Genomic DNA, 19,024 nt, shown 5'->3' with positions numbered 1-19,024 from the left:
CCCCTTGTCCCGACCGATCGTTCGGTTACTCTAGCTCTGACTGCCTGTTCCCGCCCCTGTTTCCGCCGAGGTCATGAGCTCGACGAGGAGCTCTTGAGACGAGGAGTTGGTCCCGCATGGCCGCCGAACTGACCGCACCCGAGCTGATCGCGAAGCACCGGCCCACGCTCGACCAGGCCCTGGAAGCGATCCGCACGCGCGCGTACTGGTCCCCGCACCCCGAGCACCCCAAGGCCTACGGCGAGCACGGCAGCCTGGACATGGCGGCGGGCAAGGCCGCCTTCGACGCCCTCCTCGGCACCCGCCTCGACCTGGACCAGCCCGGCACGGACGACTGGGTGGGCGGCGAGGTCTCCCCGTACGGCATCGAACTGGACGTGAGCTACCCGCACGCGGACCTCGACGTCCTGCTGCCCGCCATGAAGGCCGGACAGCGCGCCTGGCGGGACGCCGGCCCCGAGGTGCGCGCCGTGGTCTGCCTGGAGATCCTCAAGCGGATCAGCGACCGGACGCACGAGTTCGCCCACGCCGTCATGCACACCAGCGGACAGGCCTTCATGATGGCGTTCCAGGCGGGCGGCCCGCACGCCCAGGACCGCGGCCTGGAGGCGGTGGCGTACGCGTACGCGGAGCAGGTCCGCACGCCGCAGACGGCCGAGTGGACCAAGCCCCAGGGCAAGCGCGACCCGCTGGCGCTCACCAAGCGGTTCACGGCGGTCCCGCGCGGCATCGGCCTGGTCATCGGCTGCAACACCTTCCCGACCTGGAACGGCTACCCGGGCCTGTTCGCCTCGCTGGCCACCGGCAACGCGGTGCTGGTCAAGCCGCACCCGCGCGCGGTGCTGCCGCTCGCGCTCACCGTGCGGATCGCCCGGGACGTGCTCCGGGAGGCGGGCTTCGACCCGAACCTGGTCGCCCTGGCCGCCGAGCGTCCCGGCGAGGGCATCGCCAAGACCCTCGCCACCCGCCCCGAGATCCGGATCATCGACTACACCGGATCCACGTCCTTCGGCGACTGGCTGGAGACCAACGCCCGCCAGGCGCAGGTCTACACGGAGAAGGCCGGCGTCAACACGGTGATCGTCCACTCCACGGACGACTACCGGGGCATGCTCTCCAACCTGGCGTTCTCGCTGTCCCTGTACAGCGGCCAGATGTGCACCACCCCGCAGAACCTGCTGATCCCCCGCGACGGCATCCGGACCGAGGACGGCACCAGGACCTTCGACGAGGTCACCGCCGACCTCGCCCGCGCGGTCGACGGCCTGCTCGGCGACGACGCGCGCGCGAACGCCCTGCTCGGCGCCATCGTCAACCCCGACGTCAAGGCCCGTCTCGAGGCGGCGGCCGGCCTCGGCGAGGTCGCCCTGGCCTCCCGCGAGGTCGTCAACCCCGAGTTCCCGGGCGCGGTCGTGCGCACCCCCGTCATCGTCAAGCTGGACGGCAGCAAGCCGGACGCCGAGGCGGCCTACATGAGCGAGTGCTTCGGGCCCGTCTCCTTCGCCGTCGCCGTCGACTCGGTGGCCGACGCCGTGGAGCTGCTGCGCCGCACGGTCCGCGACAAGGGCGCGATGACGGTCGGCGCCTACACCACGGACGGCGAGGTGGAGCAGGCCGTCGAGGAGGTCTGCCTGGAGGAGTCGGCCCAGCTGTCGCTCAACCTGACCGGCGGGGTGTACGTGAACCAGACCGCCGCGTTCTCCGACTTCCACGGCTCCGGCGGCAACCCGGCGGCGAACGCGGCCCTGTGCGACGGCGCGTTCGTGGCCAACCGCTTCCGCGTCGTGGAGGTCCGCCGGGAGTCCTGAGAGCCGAGGGCGGGGGTCACCGCGCGGCCGCGAGCCGTTCCGGCCTGCCGGGCGGTGACCCCCGCCCCTACAGGCCCCGGGTGGCGCTCCAGTGGTACAGCGTCATCGCCACGCTGGTGGCCAGGTTGTAGCTGGAGACCTGCGGCCGCATCGGCAGCCGCAGCAGATGGCCGGCCCGCGCGCGCAGCTCTTTCGACAGCCCGCTGCGCTCCGAGCCGAACGCCAGCACGGCGTCGTCGGGCAGCTTCGCGCCCCGGATGTCCTCGCCCTCCGGGTCGAGCGCGTACAGCGGCCCGGGCGGCAGCTCGTCGACGCCGAGCCGCTCCACGGCGGTCGCGAAGTGCAGCCCCGCCCCGCCGCGGACCACGGTCGGGTGCCAGGGGTCGAGAGTGCCCGTGGTGACCACTCCGGTCGCCCCGAAGCCGGCCGCCAGCCGGATCACGGCACCGGCGTTGCCCAGATTGCGCGGGTTGTCGAGGACCACCACGGGCGCGGTGCGCGGCAGGTGGCCGAGCGCCCGCAGGTTGTCCTCCCGGGCGGGCCGCACGGCGAGCGCGGCGACACCCGTCGGGTGGGGGCGCGGCACGAGGGAGGCGTACGTCTCCTCGGGCACCTCGGTCAGCAGCGCCTCCAGGGCGTCCCGCACGTCCCCGGCCAGCTCGTCGGCGAGGGCGAGCGCGGCCCGGCGGTCGGTGGTGACCGCCACCGGGACCTGGGCGCCGAAGCGCAGCGCGTGCTTGAGGGCGTGGAAGCCGTCGAGCAGCACCGCGGCACCGGCGCACGCGCGCCAGCGGCTCACGGGGTCGCTCATGCGGTGAACCCTACGCGCCCGGCCGCGCTGTCCGGACTCTCCTGGTCGGCCTGCTTGTCCTGCTTGTCCTGCGGGGAGCGCGGCGCCGGCAGCGAGGGATCGCCGCCCCGGCCGCGTCGCGACAGCCGCCCCCGCGCGCGTGCCGCGAACGCGCCGAGCAGCAGCAGGAAGGAGGTCGGCAGGAAGACCGCGTCCGCCGTGATCATCGCCAGCGAGAAGAACGGCAGGCCGAGGACCACGGCGATCACCGCGTGCTCGGTCATCATCAGCACCAGCAGGACGTTCTTGACCCGCCGGTTGAACAGCGTGAACGGGAAGGCGACCTGCACCATGACCGTCCCGTAGGCGACGATCAGCATGATCGTCCCGCTGGAGGACATCAGGTCCGCCAGGGCCGGCCAGGGGGAGAAGTAGTCCAGGTGGAGCGGGTAGTAGACGGCGGTGCCGTCCTGCCAGCGCGATCCCTGGATCTTGTACCAGCCGGCCGTGGCGTAGATCAGACAGGCCTCCGCCATGATCACGAACAGGGCGCCGTTGTGCAGGACGTTGGCGATGACGTCCAGCAGGATCCGCGGCTGCGGCGACCTCGCCCAGCGCTGCACCGCCGCCCACAGGCCGAGGACCACCCACACCGTCCACAGCAGCGCGGGGATCAGCCGGCCGTTGTCGAACCGGCCCGCCAGCGTCACACCGGCGAGCGCCAGGCCGAGCACCGCCCACAGCGCCACGCCCAGCCGGTCGGGGCGAACCCGCTCTCCGCGCGCGCGTGCCGCCTCGTTGCGGGCCGTCCGCCGGGCGTCCAGCGACCACACCCGGCCACAGCGGGTGAACACCAGGTAGAAGGACATCAGGTGCAGCACGTTGTCGCCGCCGTCACCGACGAAGACGCTGCGGTTCTGCAGCGACAGCACTCCCACCATGAACAGCACCGACGCCGTCCGGGTGCGCCAGCCGAGCAGCAGGGCGGCGCTCGCCAGCATCGCCAGCACGTAGAAGACCTCGAACCAGGCCTGCCCGCCGGACCACAGCAGTGCCGTGAAGGCGTGGTTGTCGTCCGTGAGCTGCCGGGCCAGGTCCCAGCTCCAGGGGCCGTCGGGGCCGTACAGCTCCCGGCGGTGGGGGAACTCGCGCAGCAGGAACAGCAGCCAGGTCGCGGAGAAGCCGATACGGATCACCGCGCTCTGGTACGGGCCGAGCGCCGACTCGGTGACGCGGGCGATGCCCCGCGAGAGCGTCAGGGAGAAACTGTTCACCGCACGCCTCCGGCGGCCTCGTCGGAGCTCACGGTCCACCAGGGCAGCAGGCGGTAGACGGGCTTGTCGGACACCCGCTCGGCGCTCCACTTCGGCGGCTGCACATTGGTGGTGCTGGAGCGCACCTGCACGCGCTGGATCACGCCCTGCCTGCTGGTCGGATCGTCCCGGTACAGCCGCATCACCACGATCCGCCGCACGTACTGCTCGGACAGGGCGCCGCGCAGGGCCACGGGGCGGTTGTCGGCGGTGTGCGTGGCGACGAAGAAGTCCCAGGCCCGGCGCAGCTCGTTCTGCTGGGTGTGGCTGGGCACCGGGTTGCCGTCGATCGCGGCACCGTCCTCGGCGGAGAGGTCGGTCCAGCCGGTGGTGCGCACACTGCCGTCCTTCATCCGGACCTCGGCGCGTACCTGCACGGCGATGTTCTGCTGCAGCGGGTTCGGGGCGAACAGCTTCCAGTTCTGCTCGAACTCCGGGTAGACCCACTCCTCTATCGCCTTGCCGTGCTGCTTGGTCACCGTGTTCGAGGGCGCCACGCTCAGGAACACCATGCCCAGATGCACACAGGCGGCGACGGCGACCACCGCGAGCGCCACGGCCGCGCCGATCTGGTAGCGCGGGGAGAGGGCGGCGACGCCGGTACGGGGCGGAGAGGTGTCCGAGGGGCCGGCGTCGCCGGTCGCGGGGGTTTCCCCGGCCTCGCCGCTGGAGGTCTCCTGGGCCACGGCTCCGGCGTCCGACGGGTTCTGCGCGGCACCTATGTGGGCGCCCTCGCTGCCGGTGCTGCCCTCCGGGCCGCTGTCGGCGGGGTCCGGCTCGTCTCGCGCGTGCGGGCCGTCGATGTCGGCCCGCAGGCCGCCGCCGGTACTGCCCCCGGCGCCGCCCTGCGGGCCGGGGTCCGGGCGACGCGCCCCCTCCGGCCCGTCCGGCCCGCGCCGGGCGCGCGAGTCCTCGTCGTACGCGTCCATTCCGCCCCGATCCCCGTTTCCGCTTCCGTCGTACGTCCGCCCGCCACAGGCGTCGCATCGTTCACGAGCGCCACTCCTCGACGCCCCCACGGAACGGTACTCAGCCCCGCCCGCCGGGCGCAGCCCCGGGGAACCACCCGAACCCGTGGACATCGCCACGCCGGGCGGTGCCACGGCCTCGTCGCAGCCGCTCGTCCACAGGCTGCGGCGAGGGTTTTCCACAGCGGTTGACACCCGGTGGCGGCCCGGCACACCATGGATACGCCCGAACCGAACGATCGGTCGGGAGTGTGTTCAAGGAAAGCCCGAGCTCAGGGGGACCGCATGGCGACAGCAGCCGCGCACCGCACGGCCCGCCCGGAAACGGACGGCACACCGGACACCGCCGCCACGGCGGAGTTCCAGCGCGCCTTCGACGAGGCCGTGGCCGCCGACGAGCGCATCGAGCCGCGCGACTGGATGCCCGACGCCTACCGCGCCACCCTGGTCCGGCAGATCGCCCAGCACGCGCACTCCGAGATCATCGGCATGCAGCCGGAGGCCAACTGGATCACGCGCGCGCCCTCCCTGCGGCGCAAGGCGATCCTGATGGCCAAGGTCCAGGACGAAGCGGGCCACGGCCTGTACCTCTACAGCGCGGCCGAAACCCTCGGCACCAGCCGCGACGAACTGCTCGACAAGCTGCACACCGGCCGCCAGAAGTACTCCTCGATCTTCAACTACCCGACCCTGACCTGGGCCGACGTCGGCGCCATCGGCTGGCTCGTGGACGGCGCCGCCATCACCAACCAGGTCCCCCTGTGCCGCTGCTCCTACGGCCCGTACGCCCGCGCGATGGTCCGCATCTGCAAGGAGGAGTCCTTCCACCAGCGCCAGGGCTACGAGCTGCTGCTGGCCCTCAGCAAGGGCACCGAGGAGCAGCACGCGATGGCACAGGACGCGGTGAACCGCTGGTGGTGGCCCTCCCTGATGATGTTCGGCCCGCCCGACGACGCCTCGCAGCACTCCGCGCAGTCGATGGAGTGGAAGATCAAGCGCCACTCCAACGACGAGCTGCGCCAGCGCTTCGTCGACATCTGCGTCCCCCAGGCCGAGTCACTCGGCCTCACCCTCCCCGACGCGGACCTGCGGTGGAACGAGGAGCGGGGGCACTACGACTTCGGCGCGATCGACTGGACCGAGTTCTGGGACGTCCTCAAGGGCAACGGTCCGTGCAACAAGCAGCGCATCACCCAGCGCAGGCGCGCCCACGACGAGGGCGCATGGGTACGGGAAGCGGCCGCGGCCTACGCGGCCAAGCACACCGGGGCCACCGGTGGGACGGGAGAGAGGCGAGCATGACGAACACCGACTGGCCCCTGTGGGAGGTCTTCGTGCGCTCCCGCCGCGGCCTCTCCCACACCCACGCCGGCAGCCTGCACGCCCCGGACGCGGAACTGGCCCTGCGCAACGCCCGCGACCTGTACACCCGGCGCGGCGAGGGCGTCTCCATCTGGGTCGTCCCCGCCTCCGCGATCACCGCGTCCTCCCCGGACGAGAAGGACCCGTTCTTCGAGCCCGCCGCCGACAAGCCCTACCGGCACCCGACCTTCTACGAGATCCCGGAAGGGGTGAAGCACCTGTGACCGCGACCGGCCCCGCCACCGTCCCCGTGACCGCCGCACTCGCCCTCGGCGACGACGCCCTGGTGCTCTCCCACCGCCTGGGCGAGTGGGCCGGGCACGCCCCCGCCCTGGAGGAGGAGGTCGCCCTCGCCAACATCGCCCTCGACCTGCTCGGCCAGGCCCGGGTGCTGCTGTCGATGGCCGGCGACGAGGACGAGCTGGCCTACCTGCGCGAGGAGCGCGCCTTCCGCAACCTCCAACTGGTGGAACAGCCCAACGGCGACTTCGCGCACACCATCGCCCGCCAGCTCTACTTCTCCACCTACCAGCAGCTCCTGTACACCGAACTCGCCGCCCAAGACGGCCCGTTCGCCCCGCTCGCCGCCAAGGCCGTCAAGGAGATCGCCTACCACCGCGACCACGCCGAGCAGTGGACCCTGCGCCTCGGCGACGGCACGGAGACCAGCCACACCCGCATGCAGGCCGCCTGCGACGCCCTGTGGCGCTTCACCGGCGAGATGTTCCAGCCCGTCGAGGGCCTGAGCGCCGACTGGGCGGACCTGGAGACCCGCTGGCTCCGGTCCATGACCGACGTACTGGGCCGTGCCACCCTGACCGTGCCCGAGGGCCCCCGCACAGGCGCGTGGACGGCGGGCGCCGGCCGGCAGGGCCTGCACACCGAACCCTTCGGGCGGATGCTCGCCGAGATGCAGCACCTGCACCGCAGCCACCCGGGAGCGACATGGTGACGACCACCACCCTGGAGGCCGAGCTGCTGGAGCTGGCCGGCTCGGTGCCCGACCCCGAACTGCCCGTGCTCACCCTCCAGGAGCTGGGTGTACTACGCGCGGTGCACGTCAGCGGCACCGACGCGGTCGAGGTCGACCTGACCCCGACCTACACCGGCTGCCCCGCACTCGAGGCGATGAGCCTGGACATCGAACGGGTGCTGCGCGCCCACGGCATGCGCGAGGTCACCGTCCGCACGGTGCTCACCCCGGCCTGGTCGACCGACGACATCACCGCCGAAGGCCGCCGCAAACTCCAGGAATTCGGCATCGCACCCCCACGCGTGCACCACGGCCGAGGACCGGTGCCGCTCACCCTGGGCCCCACCCGGACCAGCGACCCCGAGCACGCGGAGACCGACCCCGTGCGCTGCCCGCACTGCGGCTCCGCCGACACCGAACTGCTGAGCCGGTTCTCCTCCACGGCCTGCAAGGCGCTGCGCCGCTGCCTGTCCTGCCGCGAACCGTTCGACCACTTCAAGGAGTTGTGATGGCCCGCTTCCACCCACTCCCCGTGGCCGCGGTCGACCGGCTCACCGACGACTCCGTCGCCCTCACCTTCACCGTCCCGCCCGAGCTGCGCGAGGAGTACCGGCACGCCCCCGGCCAGCACCTGGCCCTGCGCCGCCGCGCGGACGGCGTCGAGATACGGCGCACGTACTCGATCTGCTCCCCGGCCCCCGACCCGGCCGACGAGGGCCCCAGCACGCTGCGGGTGGGCGTACGACTGGTCGAGGGCGGCGCCTTCTCCACGTACGCGCTCAAGGAGATCAACATCGGGGACGAATTGGAGGTGATGACCCCGGCCGGCCGCTTCACCCTCGAACCGGCACCGGGCCTGTACGCGGCGGTCGTCGGCGGCAGCGGCATCACCCCGGTGTTGTCGATCGTCTCCACGCTGCTGGCCCGGGAGCCCGAGGCCCGGTTCTGCCTGATCCGCAGCGACCGTACGGCCGCCTCGACGATGTTCCTGGAGGAGGTCGCCGACCTGAAGGACCGCTACCCCGAACGGCTCCAGCTGGTGACCGTGCTCTCCCGGGAGGAACAGCAGGCGGGCCTGCCCTCCGGCCGGCTCGACCGGGAGCGGCTTGCCGGGCTCCTGCCCGCGCTGCTGCCGGTCGACCAGGTGGCCGGCTGGTTCCTGTGCGGGCCGTACGGGCTCGTCGAGGGCGCCGAGAAGGCACTGCGCGAGCTGGGCGTGGCCCGGGCGCGCATCCACCAGGAGATCTTCCACGTGGACGCGGGGGCGGCCACCCCTTCGGTCACGGTCCGGGCGCCCGCGCACAGCACGGTCACCGCGCGGCTCGACGGCCGCGGCGGAACCTGGCCGGTCCAGGACGGCGAGTCCCTGCTGGACACGGTCCTGCGCAACCGCTCCGACGCGCCCTACGCCTGCAAGGGCGGCGTGTGCGGCACCTGCCGGGCCTTCCTCGTCTCGGGCGAGGTCCGCATGGACCGCAACTTCGCCCTGGAACCGGAGGAAACGGAGGCCGGCTACGTCCTGGCATGCCAGTCCCACCCGGTGACGGAGTCGGTGGAACTGGACTTCGACCGCTGAGACGAGCGCGAGGCGAGCGCTGACGCGAAAACCACCGTCCGCCCTCCTCCCCGTTCCCTTCTTCTAGAACCTGTTCTATCTTGACGGGCCGTCAGGCAACCCGACGGACGACCCACCCGCCAGGAGGACAGGCCGTGGACTTCACGTTCAGCGAGGAGCAGTTGGCGGCGGCCGAGGCGGCCCGAGGAGTGTTCGCCGGGGTGGCGCCGGACGCGGTGCCCAGCCCGGCACTCACCACCGGTGCCGTGGCCGAGAGCTTCGACCGGGAGCTGTGGACCCGGCTGGCCGCCGCGGACCTGACCGGCCTGCTGCTCGACGAGCGCCACGGCGGGGCAGCCCTGGACGCCATCGGACTGTGCCTGGTGCTGCGCGAGTCCGCCAAGGTGCTCGCCCGGGTGCCGCTGCTGGAGCACACCGCAGCCGCGGCGGCCGTACAGGCCCACGGCAGCACGGAGTCGGCGCAGCGGCTGCTGCCCCGGGCCGGGCGCGGCGAACTGGTGATGACCGTCGCCGCACACGGCCGTACCGGCCACGACCCGGCCCCCCTGGCCGTCACCGCACGGCCGGACGGTACGGAGTGGGTGCTGGACGGCACGCAGACCGCGGTGCCGTGGGCGTACGACGCGGACGTCATCGTCGTACCGGCACACCTCGACGGCACGGCCGCCGACCGGACGGTGCTCGCGCTGGTACCCCGCGAGCAGGAGGGGCTGGTGCTCGCCGAACAGATCTCGACCAGCGGGGAACGACTGGCCGAGCTGCGCCTGGCCTCCGCGCGGATCGGCGCCGGCGAGGTGATCGAGGCCGAGGGCGCGTGGGAGCGGCTGCACGCCCTCCTCGCCACCGGCACCTGTGCGCTGGCACTCGGCCTGGGCGAACGGGTGCTGAGGATGACCAGCGAATACACCGGCAAGCGGGAGCAGTTCGGCCGCCCGATCGCCAGCTTCCAGGCGGTCGCCGTGCAGGCGGCCGACCGGTACATCGACCTGCGCGCCATGGAGGCCACCCTCTGGCAGGCCGCCTGGCGCATCGCCTCCGACGCGCCCGGGGCCCTGCCGGCCGCCGGGGACGTCGCCGTGGCGAAGATCTGGGCGGCGGAGGGCGTGCGCCGGGTGGTGCAGACGGCACAGCATCTGCACGGCGGATTCGGCGCGGACACCGACTACGCACTGCACCGCTATCACGCCTGGGCCAAGCACCTGGAACTGGCGCTCGGCCCGGCGGCGGCCTACGAGGAGACCCTCGGGGACCTGCTGGCGGCGCACCCGCTCGGCTGAGACCGCCCGAGCCCGCCGCGCCGTCCGGCGCGGGTCAGAGCACGAACCCCGGCTCGCCGTCGTCCGTGACGACCGGCCGGCCCGCGCCCTGCCAGACCTGCATGCCGCCGTCGACGTTCACGGCGTCGATGCCCTGCTGGACCAGGTACATCGTCACCTGGGCCGAGCGGCCGCCGGAGCGGCAGATCACATGAACCCGGCCGTCCTGCGGGGCGGCCTCGGTCAGCTCGCCGTAACGCGCCACGAACTCACTGATGGGAATGTGCAGCGCGCCCTCGGCATGGCCCGCCTGCCACTCGTCGTGCTCGCGGACGTCCAGCAGGAAGTCGCCGTCCTTGAGGTCCGTGACCTCGACCGTGGGCACACCAGCTCCAAAACTCATGCCCCCGACGCTACCCGACGCTCGGACCCCGCTCACTGCTGTGCCAGCAGGGCCGCCAGCTCCGACTCCCGCTGCTCGATGTCGGCATGCAGCCGGCCGGCGATCTCCTCCAGCAGGCCGTCGGGGTCCTCCGGGGCCAGACGCAGCAGGCCGGCGATGGGGCCCTCCTCCAGTTCACGGGCGACCAGGGTGAGCAGTTCCTTGCGCTGGGCGAGCCACTCCAGGCGGGCGTAGAGCTCCTCGGCGGGGCTCGGGCGCCGCTCGGGCGGTACGGGGCCCGCGGCCCACTCCTCGGCCAGCTCCCGGAGCAGGGTCTCGTCGCCGCGGGAGTACGCGGCGTTGACGCGGGTGAGGAACTCCTCACGCCGCTGCCGCTCCTCTTCCTCCTGGGCGAGGTCGGGGTGGGCCTTGCGGGCGAGGTCGCGGTAGAGCCTGCGGGCCTCCTCACTGGGCCGGACCCGCTCGGGGGGCCGTACCGGCTGCTCGGTGAGCATGGCCGCGGCCTCCGGGAACAGGCCGTCGCTGTCCATCCAGCCGTGCAGCAGCTCCTCGACACCGGGGATCGGCAGCACCCGGGCGCGGGCCTCCTCGGCGCGGCGGACGTCCTCGGGGTCGCCGGTGCGGGCGGCCTTCGCCTCGGCGATCTGCGCGTCCAGCTCCTCGATGCGGGCGTAGAGGGGGCCGAGCTTCTGCTCGTGCAGCCGGGAGAAGTTCTCGACCTCGACGCGGAACGTCTCCACGGCGATCTCGTACTCGATCAACGCCTGCTCGGCGGTCCGCACGGCCTGTTCCAGCCGTTCCTCGGGCCGCGGCACCTGGGACTGCTCAGCTTCCGGGGTCGTCACCCGACCAGCGTAGGGCACGACCGGAACCCGGCGTTCGCAGCGACGAACCCCATCCGCCCGGGCCACTGTGGGGGCCCGCCCCCTCCCCTCCCCCCACCCCCTGTCCTTCGCCCCCGTCACACCCCCATCTCGGCCGCGATCCGTCCCGCACGCACGCCGGCGACCAGCTGGGCGTGGTCCGCCTCGGTGCGGTCGGCGTAGGTGACGGCGAAGGCGGCCACGGCCTCGTCCAGTTCCTCGTTCTTGCCGCAGTAGCCCGCGATCAGGCGCGGGTCCGCGCTGTGGGCGTGGGCGCGGGCCAGCAGGGCGCCGGTCATGCGGCCGTAGTCGTCCATCTGGTCGGCGGCCAGCGCGGCCGGGTCCACGCTGCCCTTGCGGTTGCGGAACTGGCGCACCTGGAACGGCCGGCCGTCGACCGTGGTCCAGCCGAGCAGGATGTCGCTGACCACCTGCATCCGCTTCTGCCCGAGCACCACCCGGCGCCCCTCGTGCTCCACCGGCGGCGCGTCGAAACCGGCGGTGGCCAGGTGCGGGACCAGTGCCGACGGGCGGGCCTCCTTCACCTGGAGCACCAGCGGCTGCCCGCGGTGGTCCAGGAGCAGCACCACGTACGACCGTGCGCCCACGCTGCCCGTGCCGACGACCCGGAAGGCCACGTCGTGCACCGCATGCCGGGCCAGCAGCGGCAGCCGGTCCTCGGAGAGGGTGTCCAGGTAGGGCTCCAGGGACGCGGCCACCGCGGCGGCCTCGCCGTCCGGGACGCGACGCAGCACCGGCGGGGCGTCGACGAAGCGCCGGCCCCCGTCCTCGATCTCCTCCGTCGACTTCGCCGCGAACCTGCCGCTGGTGTTCGCCCGCGCCTTCTCCGAGACCCGTTCCAGGGTGCCGAGCAGGTCGTGGGCATCGGTGTGGGAGACGAGCTCCTCGTCCGCGATGGCGTTCCAGGCGTCGAGGACGGGCAGCTTGGCGAGCAGCCGCATGGTGCGCCGGTAGGCACCCGCCGCGTCCTGAGCGGCGGCACGGCAGGTGTCCTCGTCGGCGCCCGCCTCCCGGCCGGCCAGCACCAGCGATGCGGCGAGCCGCTTCAGGTCCCACTCCCAGGGGCCGTGCACCGTCTCGTCGAAGTCGTTGAGGTCGATGACCAGGCCGCCGCGGGCGTCGCCGTACAGGCCGAAGTTGGCCGCGTGGGCGTCGCCGCATATCTGGGTGCCGATCCCGGTGACGGGGGTGCGGGCCAGGTCGTAGGCCATGAGCCCGGCGGATCCGCGCAGGAAGGCGAACGGCGTGGCGGCCATCCGGCCGACCCGTATCGGGGTCAGCTCGGGGATGCGGCCGGCGTTGGACTCCTCCACCGCGCCGACCGCGTCCGGCCGGGAGCCGTCCAGGTCCAGGGCGCTGTGGGCACTGCGCGGCACGCTCGCCCGGAGCGCCTTGCCCTCCGCCTTGGGGGAGCCCTGCGGCGGCCAGGCCGCGAAGCCGCGCACCCGGGGCAGCCGGCGCGCCACCGCCCCCTCAGCCGCTTGTGCCACTCCCACACCGGTTCCGGTCACCGCGACCGCCTCCCCCGAACCCGCGCACCTGCGTCGCGGATCAGCCGAACATCAACTCGTGCAGACCGTACCGCCGCCGACCGGAACACGTCAGACCCTGTGGACAACTCCTCACCTGTGGAAAACCCCCGTCGCCCGTACGCGTCGCTGGACTCGCCGGCGAAGCGTGCGGCAGCGCTGCCGCCGGCGATGCACCAGGGACGGGAGCGCCGGTCGACGTCCTGGGCGGTGGGGGAAGTCTGTCCGCGCGACGGCCGGTGATCAAGCGGTGCCACCGGCTGCCTCGGTGCCACCGGCCGGCGCGGTGTCACCGGCCGGCGCGGTGCGGGCCGAGCCGGCGGTGACCACCGGGAGCCTTCAGCCGTGGCCGGCGCAGGCCGTTTCCCGGGAGGTGCGCACCAGAGTCGCCGACCGGGACAGGAGCCAGCGCTGGGCCTCCCACGGAGTGGGCTGGCCGAGCCGGACGTTCCAGCAGCCACCTCGCCGGGTGAGGGAGACCGCGGAGAGGGGTGGCACAGCGAGATGCCAGAACGTTCGTGCCGGCACGGCCAGCGCATGGATGAGCGCGGCCCGGACCACGGCTGCTTCGGTCAGGGCGATCGTGTGGCCGGTGCCGGGCGCCACGCTGTTCAGCCAGTCCGCGGTTCGGCGGCACAGCTGTCGTACGGACTCGCCTTCGTGCGGTGCGGTGTCCGGGTCGGTGAGCCAGGCGGTGAATCCGTCGGGCTCGGTCGCGGCGACCTCCTCGACGGTGCGCCCGCGCCATCGGCCCAGATCGAGGTCGCGCAGCCCCGGCTCGGACGCTGCCACCAGGCCGATGGCGTCAGCGGTCTGGGAGCAGCGGATCGAGGGCGCCCGCACGGCCGGCTCATGGGAGGGGAAGGCTGTTCTCGCGGCGTTCGCCAGGCGCAGACCGTGCTCGCTCAGGGGAGCGTCGCCGAGGAAGGGATCCCGGGCGGCGTCACCGCCGGGTGCGCACAGAAACGTCAGGTGGATCGTCATGGGACCGACCTCCTCTTGACCCGGCGTGGCCCCGAATGGCCCCGCGTATGACCGGCGCCACCTCGTGCCCCGTGTGCTTCAGAGTCGGTGAAGGCCCTCCCGCCGCACCATCCGCCAGGTGTCCGAAGCCACCCCGCCGACCGGCCGGCACACCCTCGCCGCCGGACGGCGGCACCGGCACCCGCACCGGCCCAGGCGACCCGTGTGGCCCATGTGGCCCATGTGACTCGTGTGGCCCATGTGAACCACCGGCCCTACCGCTGCTCCCACTCCACGGGCAGCCTCAAGCAGAGTTCGTATCCCCCCTGGGCCGTAGGCCCGGAGGTGACGGTGCCGCCGAGGAGTTCGGCTCGTTGGGACAGGCCGAGCAGGCCGTGGTGGGCGCTCGGCAGGGCGAAGGCGCGTCGGGTCGGGGCGGTGTTGGTGATGGTGGCGTGGACGGCACCGTCCCGGTGGTGGATGCGGACGGTGGCGGTGGCGCCCGGGGCGTGTTTGCGGACGTTGGTCAGCGCTTCCTGGACGGTGCGGTAGACGGCGCGCTGGACCGGGGGCGGCAGTTCCTCGGGCAGGTCGGTCTCCAGCTTGGCCTCGATGCCGCTGCCTTCGACCAGGCGCTCCAGGTCGGCGAGGGAAGGCTGCGGGCTGAGCTGCGTGGGGCTGCTCCCGGAGGCCCGCAGCACGCTGACCATGTGCCGCAGCTCTTCCAGGGTCTGCACGCTGAGGCGGCGGATGGTGGCCGCGGCCTGTCTCGTCTCTGCGTCCCGGCTGCTCACCTGGAGCGCTCCGGCCTGTACGGCGATGAGACTGACCTGGTGGGAGACCACGTCGTGCATTTCCCGGGCGAGCTGGGCGCGCTCCTTGGCCAGAACGCTCTGGACGGTCAGCGACCGTTCGTGCTCGCGGGCCTCGGAGATGTCGGCGAGCCGCAGGGAGAGTTCGCTCCGGGCCTGGACGAGCTGGCCGAGGAAGACGGGGGCGGCCGCGGTGGCCACGGTGTAGCTGAGGTGGAACAGGTTGTTCGTCTGGGCCAGCTCGGTGGCGTCCACGGACGACCACGGCCAGGGCATGTAGTCGATGACCGCGTAGGTCAGGGCGCATCCGGCCAGCAGGAGGCGGTGGCGGCTGAGCGAGGAGAGCGTGTACAGCGCGGACATCGGGGCGACGACGGCGTCGGTGATCAGAGCGGTGGGCAGCGTGAGGAGGAAGGTGGTCAGCGGCAGCCGGCGGCGCAGCAGGAGGGCGAGGGCCCCGAGCAGGGCGCAGGCCCCGGCGAGCCGGTCCGCCGTGCCGACGTTGATCCAGGTGTCCGCCAGCGCGCACGCGACGAGGCCGAGGTCGAGCAGCACGGCCCGTGGCGGCCGGCGCCTCACCGGGCACCCTCGCCGTACTCCCCGCCACCCTCGCCGTACTCCCCGCCACCCTCGCCGTGCTCCCCACCGAGCAGCACGGCCCGTGGCCGCAGCCGGCTCATCGGGCACCCTCGCCGTGCTCCCCGCCGAGCACGGCCGGTGGCCGCAGCGGGCTCATCGGGCGCCCTCGCCCTGCTCCGAGGTGAGCAGGCCCGCGCGTTCGGCGATCAGGACCGCCTGGACGCGGCTGCTGACCTGCAGTTTCGCGAGCACGCTGGTGACATGGCCCTTGACCGTGCCGGTGCTCAGGTGCAGCCGTTCGCCGATGTCGGGGTTGGCGAGCCCCTCGGCCATGAGGACGAGCACGGCACGCTCGCGCTCGGTCAGCCGGGCCGCGAGGCGGACAGCGGTGGGCTCGCGCACGCCGTTGTCGAGGTAGCCGTCCACGACCCGGCGGGTGACCTCGGAGGACAGGACGGCCCCGCCCTCGGCCAGGGTGCGCACCAGGTGCGGAAGCTGCTCGGGATCGGTGTCCTTGAGCAGGAATCCGGCGGCGCCCGACCGCAGAGCGGTGGTCACGTATTCGTCGGTGTCGAAGGTGGTGAGCATGGCGACCACGGGTGCCTGCGGCATGCGGCGCAGCTCGGCCAGGATGGTGAGCCCGTCCACGTCCGGCATCCGGATGTCGAGCAGCACGACGTCCGGCTGCAGCTCTTGTACGGTGCGCACGGCCTGGCCGCCGGGTACCGCCGCGACGACCTCGATGTCGTGCGCCTCGTCGAGAATGTGGGTGAAGCCCGTACGGATCAGGGCTTCGTCGTCGACCACCAGTACCCGGATCACGTGCGCTCCGCTCGTCGCCTGCCCGCCGCTGGATGCGTACCCTCGCGGCAGCCGTCTTCCGGCGCCCGGGCCGCAATACCCGCCGGTTGGCGGCCTGGCCCCAGCCGGTCGGCCGCCGCGGCAGGTGATCCGCCTCGAGCGCCGTCCGCCCCAGCCGGTGGTGCGCTGCGGCTCGTTCCCCGATGCACCCGTGGCGCAGCCGTACCCTTCGCACTCTGCTGACTACGCTGAGCGACGAGAGACCCTACGGCTCAGGACTGATCGGAAAATCGGGAGATCATGGCCCTCGACCTCGACATCGACCGCCTCCGCCACCTCGTCGACGAAGGTGTCCGTGCCAAGACCTACCCCGGCGCCGCCTGGGCCATCGGCGACCGCGGCGGAAACATGGTCATCGGCGCCCCCGGCGTGCTGGACCCCGACCGGCCCGACGAACCGATGCGGCACGACACGGTCTTCGACGTCGCGGGCCTCACGGAGATCCTCGCGGTGTGGCCGGCCGTCGGATCACTCGTGGACGACGGCACGCTGCACCTCGACGAGCCGCTGGGCGACTTCTGGCCGGAGGTGGACGGCCGTCCACTCGGTGGGGTGACCACGCGCCACCTGCTCACCCGCACCGTCGCCGTGCCCTTCCCGAGCGACCTCGGCAGCCGCTACGGCACCGACCCGCAGGACATCCGCGACGGTGTACTGCGCGAAGCCGCGCTCCGTCCGCCCGGCGATGCCGTGACGGACGACGACCGTGCCGCCCTGGTCCTCGGCTACCTCGCCGAACATCTCTCCGGTCAGGGCCTTGACGTCCTCGCGGCGACCGAGGTGTGGCAGCCCCTGGGCATGACGCGCACCTCCTACGGCCCCCTTCCCGCCGAGGCGGCCGCGCGCTGCGCACCGACCGAACTCGACGACGTCGCCGGGGCCCGGCTGCGGGGAACCGCCCAGGACTCCTCGGCCCGTCTGCTCGGCGGCGTGTGCGGCAGCGCCGGAGTGTTCTCCGTGCTCCCCGACCTCGCGGCCTTCCTGCGCCACCTGCTGCAGCCGGCCCAGGGCGGCAAGCAACCGGGCTTCGGCTCCGCCTGGATCCAGGAGTCGCTCCGGATCCGGACCGAAGACCGCACACCCGCCGGCGGACTGCTCTGGCACCCCGCGCCGGGCACCGCCCCCGCGACCGACGACATCTGGGCGCACTACGGCCGCACCGGCACAGCGGTGTGGCTCTCCCCCCGGCAGGGCCGCTGGGCGGTGCTGCTGACCAACCGGCTCTACTACTCCGCGGACCCCGAGCCCCTCACCGCCCTGCGCGACGCCTTCCGCTCCCTGGCGTTCGCCTGAGCCCTCCCGTCGGACTCCGCAGGAGCGCCGCGTCCGGTCCGACGACGACGGCGTACCGCACCGGCGCCGGAGCGCGGCGCGGTCGTCGACCCGCCCGTGAGATAGCTCACCGACGGGACGGGGTCGCGTCCGCCCCGCCCTCGGCCTGTGGCAACTCTCACAAGCCCGGACAGCACGAGAAACGGGCCCCTGCCGTGACTTCCGTCACCGGCAGAGACCCGTCTCATCGGCTTCTCTGTGCGCGAGGGGGGAGTTGAACCCCCACGCCCTTGCGGGCACTGGAACCTGAATCCAGCGCGTCTGCCTATTCCGCCACCCGCGCATTGGGTGTGTCTTCCGGCTCCGGCCCTTGTGGGCCCGCCCCTTCCGACACCCAGAACATTAGCACGTCGTACGGGGTGGGTTCACATCCCTTGGTCACCCGGGGCCGCCACCGTACGAACCCCGGCCGACCGCCGGAAAAGCACCCGCTCCCGCCCCGGACGTCTCAGCCAGTGCCTGTTCACGTATCAACCTCGTACCGGTCCCGGCCGTCTCCCCAGGAGGCGGGCCGGGTCCACAGCCGGGTGCGGGACACTGGTCTTCGCCCCCCTCTACGATCCATGACAGAAGGAGTTCGAAGGGGAGCCGCTGGGGGAACCGGCTGATTGCCGGGCGCGTAGATACGATCAGTGAGCGGTACGGCAGCAAGCGGTACGGCGAGCAGGCGGTACGGCGAGCGGCGGTACGGGCAGCACAGCGGCACAGAGCAGGGCAAGGCAGAGCGGGAACGACGGAGGAGGTGCCCCATGGGAGTCCTGAAGAAGTTCGAGCAACGTCTCGAAGGTCTGGTCAACGGCACCTTCGCCAAGGTCTTCAAGTCCGAGGTCCAGCCCGTGGAGATCGCCGGCGCGCTCCAGCGCGAGTGCGACAACAACGCCACCATCTGGAACCGCGACCGGACGGTCGTACCCAACGACTTCATCGTGGAGCTGAGCGCGCCGGACCACGAGCGGCTCAGCCCCTACTCCGGGCAGCTCGGCGACGAGCTGGCCGGCATGGTGCGCGACTACGCCAAGCAGCAGCGCTACACCTTCATGGGCCCGATCAAGGTCAACCTGGAGAAGGCCGACGACCTCGACACCGGCCTGTACCGGGTGCGCAGCCGCACCCTCGCCTCCTCCAGCAACCAGCAGGGCGCCGCACCCGCGGCCCCGGCCCCCGGCCGCCCCGGCCCCGGCGCCCCGGGCGGGTACGGCTACCCGCCCGCCGCGCCCGCCGGAGCGCCCCCCATGCCGTCCGCGCCGCCGCCCGGCGCCCGCCCCGGCGGTTACGGCTACCCGCAGCCCGCCACCCAGCGGCCCGCGGCCGCCCCGATGAGCGGCGGACGCACCCGCTACTGGATCGAGATCAACGGCACGCGCCACCAGATCTCCCGCCCGACGCTCGTGCTGGGCCGCAGCACCGAGGCCGACGTGCGGATCGACGACCCCGGCGTCTCCCGCCGGCACTGCGAGATCCGGACCGGAACGCCCTCGACGATCCAGGATCTCGGCTCCACCAACGGCATCGTGGTGGACGGGCAGCACACCACCCGCGCTACGCTCCGCGACGGCTCGCGGATCGTCGTGGGCAGCACCACCATCATTTACCGGCAAGCCGAAGGGTGAAGCGG

Annotated in this window: 18 protein-coding genes and 1 tRNA gene; 9 read left to right on the top strand and 10 right to left on the bottom strand. The window is 72.8% G+C overall.

The annotated features are described in order from the left end of the window. The first annotated feature begins 116 nt into the window (after positions 1 to 116). Entirely contained in the window at positions 117 to 1,808 is a 1,692-nt protein-coding gene (gene paaN, locus ACZ404_RS24205; RefSeq protein WP_468443147.1) for a phenylacetic acid degradation protein PaaN, read from the top strand. Between the two features lie 67 nt (positions 1,809 to 1,875). On the opposite strand, the gene ACZ404_RS24200 is transcribed toward paaN, so the two are convergent. The 3 genes from ACZ404_RS24200 to ACZ404_RS24190 are packed head-to-tail and all read right to left on the bottom strand — an operon-like array spanning position 1,876 to position 4,840. Then, positions 1,876 to 2,619: a TrmH family RNA methyltransferase gene (locus tag ACZ404_RS24200; RefSeq protein ID WP_468443145.1), complete on the bottom strand. Its 744-nt coding sequence runs from the start codon at positions 2,617 to 2,619 to the stop codon at positions 1,876 to 1,878. Continuing rightward, a complete protein-coding gene (locus ACZ404_RS24195; protein WP_468443143.1) occupies positions 2,616 to 3,872 on the bottom strand; it encodes an HTTM domain-containing protein in 1,257 nt (418 codons plus the stop codon). The genes ACZ404_RS24200 and ACZ404_RS24195 overlap by 4 nt, the downstream gene beginning before the upstream one ends. Then, entirely contained in the window at positions 3,869 to 4,840 is a 972-nt protein-coding gene (locus ACZ404_RS24190) for a DUF5819 family protein (protein WP_468443141.1), read from the bottom strand. The genes ACZ404_RS24195 and ACZ404_RS24190 overlap by 4 nt, the downstream gene beginning before the upstream one ends. A 324-nt stretch (positions 4,841 to 5,164) precedes the next feature. Between ACZ404_RS24190 and paaA the strand changes: the two genes are divergently transcribed. The 6 genes from paaA to ACZ404_RS24160 all read left to right on the top strand — a co-directional run bounded on the left by paaA (position 5,165) and on the right by ACZ404_RS24160 (position 10,067). Beyond that, positions 5,165 to 6,181, top strand: a complete 1,017-nt coding sequence (paaA, locus tag ACZ404_RS24185; protein ID WP_468443139.1) for a 1,2-phenylacetyl-CoA epoxidase subunit PaaA — start codon at positions 5,165 to 5,167, stop codon at positions 6,179 to 6,181. Continuing rightward, positions 6,178 to 6,465, top strand: coding sequence for a 1,2-phenylacetyl-CoA epoxidase subunit PaaB (paaB, locus tag ACZ404_RS24180; RefSeq protein WP_359062396.1), 288 nt, complete (start codon positions 6,178 to 6,180; stop codon positions 6,463 to 6,465). Before paaA ends, paaB begins: the two co-directional genes overlap by 4 nt. Positions 6,466 to 6,491: 26 nt before the next feature. Further along, positions 6,492 to 7,193 (top strand): 1,2-phenylacetyl-CoA epoxidase subunit PaaC, encoded by a 702-nt coding sequence (paaC, locus tag ACZ404_RS24175; protein ID WP_468443206.1) that lies wholly within the window; start codon positions 6,492 to 6,494, stop codon positions 7,191 to 7,193. Further along, positions 7,187 to 7,723, top strand: a complete 537-nt coding sequence (gene paaD, locus ACZ404_RS24170) for a 1,2-phenylacetyl-CoA epoxidase subunit PaaD (RefSeq protein ID WP_468443137.1) — start codon at positions 7,187 to 7,189, stop codon at positions 7,721 to 7,723. The genes paaC and paaD overlap by 7 nt, the downstream gene beginning before the upstream one ends. Further along, positions 7,723 to 8,790 carry a 2Fe-2S iron-sulfur cluster-binding protein gene (locus tag ACZ404_RS24165; RefSeq protein WP_468443135.1) on the top strand — a complete coding sequence of 356 codons (1,068 nt, stop codon included), beginning with the start codon at positions 7,723 to 7,725 and terminating at the stop codon, positions 8,788 to 8,790. The genes paaD and ACZ404_RS24165 overlap by 1 nt, the downstream gene beginning before the upstream one ends. Positions 8,791 to 8,924: 134 nt before the next feature. Then, positions 8,925 to 10,067 carry an acyl-CoA dehydrogenase family protein gene (locus ACZ404_RS24160; RefSeq protein WP_468443133.1) on the top strand — a complete coding sequence of 381 codons (1,143 nt, stop codon included), beginning with the start codon at positions 8,925 to 8,927 and terminating at the stop codon, positions 10,065 to 10,067. A 34-nt stretch (positions 10,068 to 10,101) separates the two neighbouring features. Here the strand turns inward: ACZ404_RS24160 and ACZ404_RS24155 are convergent, their stop codons facing one another. The 6 genes from ACZ404_RS24155 to ACZ404_RS24130 form a co-directional block, all read right to left on the bottom strand. Continuing rightward, entirely contained in the window at positions 10,102 to 10,431 is a 330-nt protein-coding gene (locus ACZ404_RS24155) for a rhodanese-like domain-containing protein (RefSeq protein ID WP_468443204.1), read from the bottom strand. A 50-nt stretch (positions 10,432 to 10,481) separates the two neighbouring features. Continuing rightward, positions 10,482 to 11,294 carry a hypothetical protein gene (locus ACZ404_RS24150; RefSeq protein WP_468443131.1) on the bottom strand — a complete coding sequence of 271 codons (813 nt, stop codon included), beginning with the start codon at positions 11,292 to 11,294 and terminating at the stop codon, positions 10,482 to 10,484. Between the two features lie 116 nt (positions 11,295 to 11,410). Then, positions 11,411 to 12,844, bottom strand: coding sequence for a DUF2252 domain-containing protein (locus ACZ404_RS24145; protein WP_468443129.1), 1,434 nt, complete (start codon positions 12,842 to 12,844; stop codon positions 11,411 to 11,413). Positions 12,845 to 13,201: 357 nt separating this feature from the next. Further along, on the bottom strand, positions 13,202 to 13,846 hold the full coding sequence (locus ACZ404_RS24140) for a histidine phosphatase family protein (protein WP_468443127.1): 645 nt from the start codon (positions 13,844 to 13,846) through the stop codon (positions 13,202 to 13,204). 254 nt (positions 13,847 to 14,100) lie between these two features. Then, complete coding sequence (locus ACZ404_RS24135) at positions 14,101 to 15,216, bottom strand: sensor histidine kinase (RefSeq protein ID WP_468443125.1); 1,116 nt, start codon at positions 15,214 to 15,216, stop codon at positions 14,101 to 14,103. A 153-nt stretch (positions 15,217 to 15,369) separates the two neighbouring features. Further along, positions 15,370 to 16,038, bottom strand: a complete 669-nt coding sequence (locus ACZ404_RS24130) for a response regulator (RefSeq protein WP_468443123.1) — start codon at positions 16,036 to 16,038, stop codon at positions 15,370 to 15,372. A gap of 279 nt (positions 16,039 to 16,317) precedes the next feature. On the opposite strand from ACZ404_RS24130, the gene ACZ404_RS24125 reads away from it, so the two are divergent. Further along, positions 16,318 to 17,370 (top strand): serine hydrolase domain-containing protein, encoded by a 1,053-nt coding sequence (locus ACZ404_RS24125; RefSeq protein ID WP_468443121.1) that lies wholly within the window; start codon positions 16,318 to 16,320, stop codon positions 17,368 to 17,370. Between the two features lie 238 nt (positions 17,371 to 17,608). Here the strand turns inward: ACZ404_RS24125 and ACZ404_RS24120 are convergent. After that, positions 17,609 to 17,692 (bottom strand) — tRNA-Leu (locus ACZ404_RS24120). Positions 17,693 to 18,158: 466 nt separating this feature from the next. Between ACZ404_RS24120 and ACZ404_RS24115 the strand changes: the two genes are divergently transcribed. Next, the gene (locus ACZ404_RS24115; protein ID WP_468443120.1) at positions 18,159 to 19,019 is read left to right on the top strand and encodes an FhaA domain-containing protein; all 861 of its coding nucleotides are present in this window, start codon (positions 18,159 to 18,161) and stop codon (positions 19,017 to 19,019) included. The last annotated feature ends 5 nt before the right edge of the window (positions 19,020 to 19,024 follow it).

Source organism: Streptomyces sp. NPDC030798, from assembly GCF_055572275.1.
This window is presented reverse-complemented; position numbering and strand designations above follow the sequence as displayed.

Coding starts and splice junctions, on each gene's coding strand:
- paaB (WP_359062396.1), top strand. CDS start 6,178: ATGACGAACACCGACTGGCCCCTGTGGGAGGTCTTCGTGCGCTCCCGC.
- ACZ404_RS24115 (WP_468443120.1), top strand. CDS start 18,159: ATGGGAGTCCTGAAGAAGTTCGAGCAACGTCTCGAAGGTCTGGTCAAC.
- ACZ404_RS24125 (WP_468443121.1), top strand. CDS start 16,318: ATGGCCCTCGACCTCGACATCGACCGCCTCCGCCACCTCGTCGACGAA.
- paaA (WP_468443139.1), top strand. CDS start 5,165: ATGGCGACAGCAGCCGCGCACCGCACGGCCCGCCCGGAAACGGACGGC.
- paaD (WP_468443137.1), top strand. CDS start 7,187: ATGGTGACGACCACCACCCTGGAGGCCGAGCTGCTGGAGCTGGCCGGC.
- ACZ404_RS24140 (WP_468443127.1), bottom strand. CDS start 13,846: ATGACGATCCACCTGACGTTTCTGTGCGCACCCGGCGGTGACGCCGCC.
- paaN (WP_468443147.1), top strand. CDS start 117: ATGGCCGCCGAACTGACCGCACCCGAGCTGATCGCGAAGCACCGGCCC.
- ACZ404_RS24190 (WP_468443141.1), bottom strand. CDS start 4,840: ATGGACGCGTACGACGAGGACTCGCGCGCCCGGCGCGGGCCGGACGGG.
- ACZ404_RS24165 (WP_468443135.1), top strand. CDS start 7,723: ATGGCCCGCTTCCACCCACTCCCCGTGGCCGCGGTCGACCGGCTCACC.
- ACZ404_RS24200 (WP_468443145.1), bottom strand. CDS start 2,619: ATGAGCGACCCCGTGAGCCGCTGGCGCGCGTGCGCCGGTGCCGCGGTG.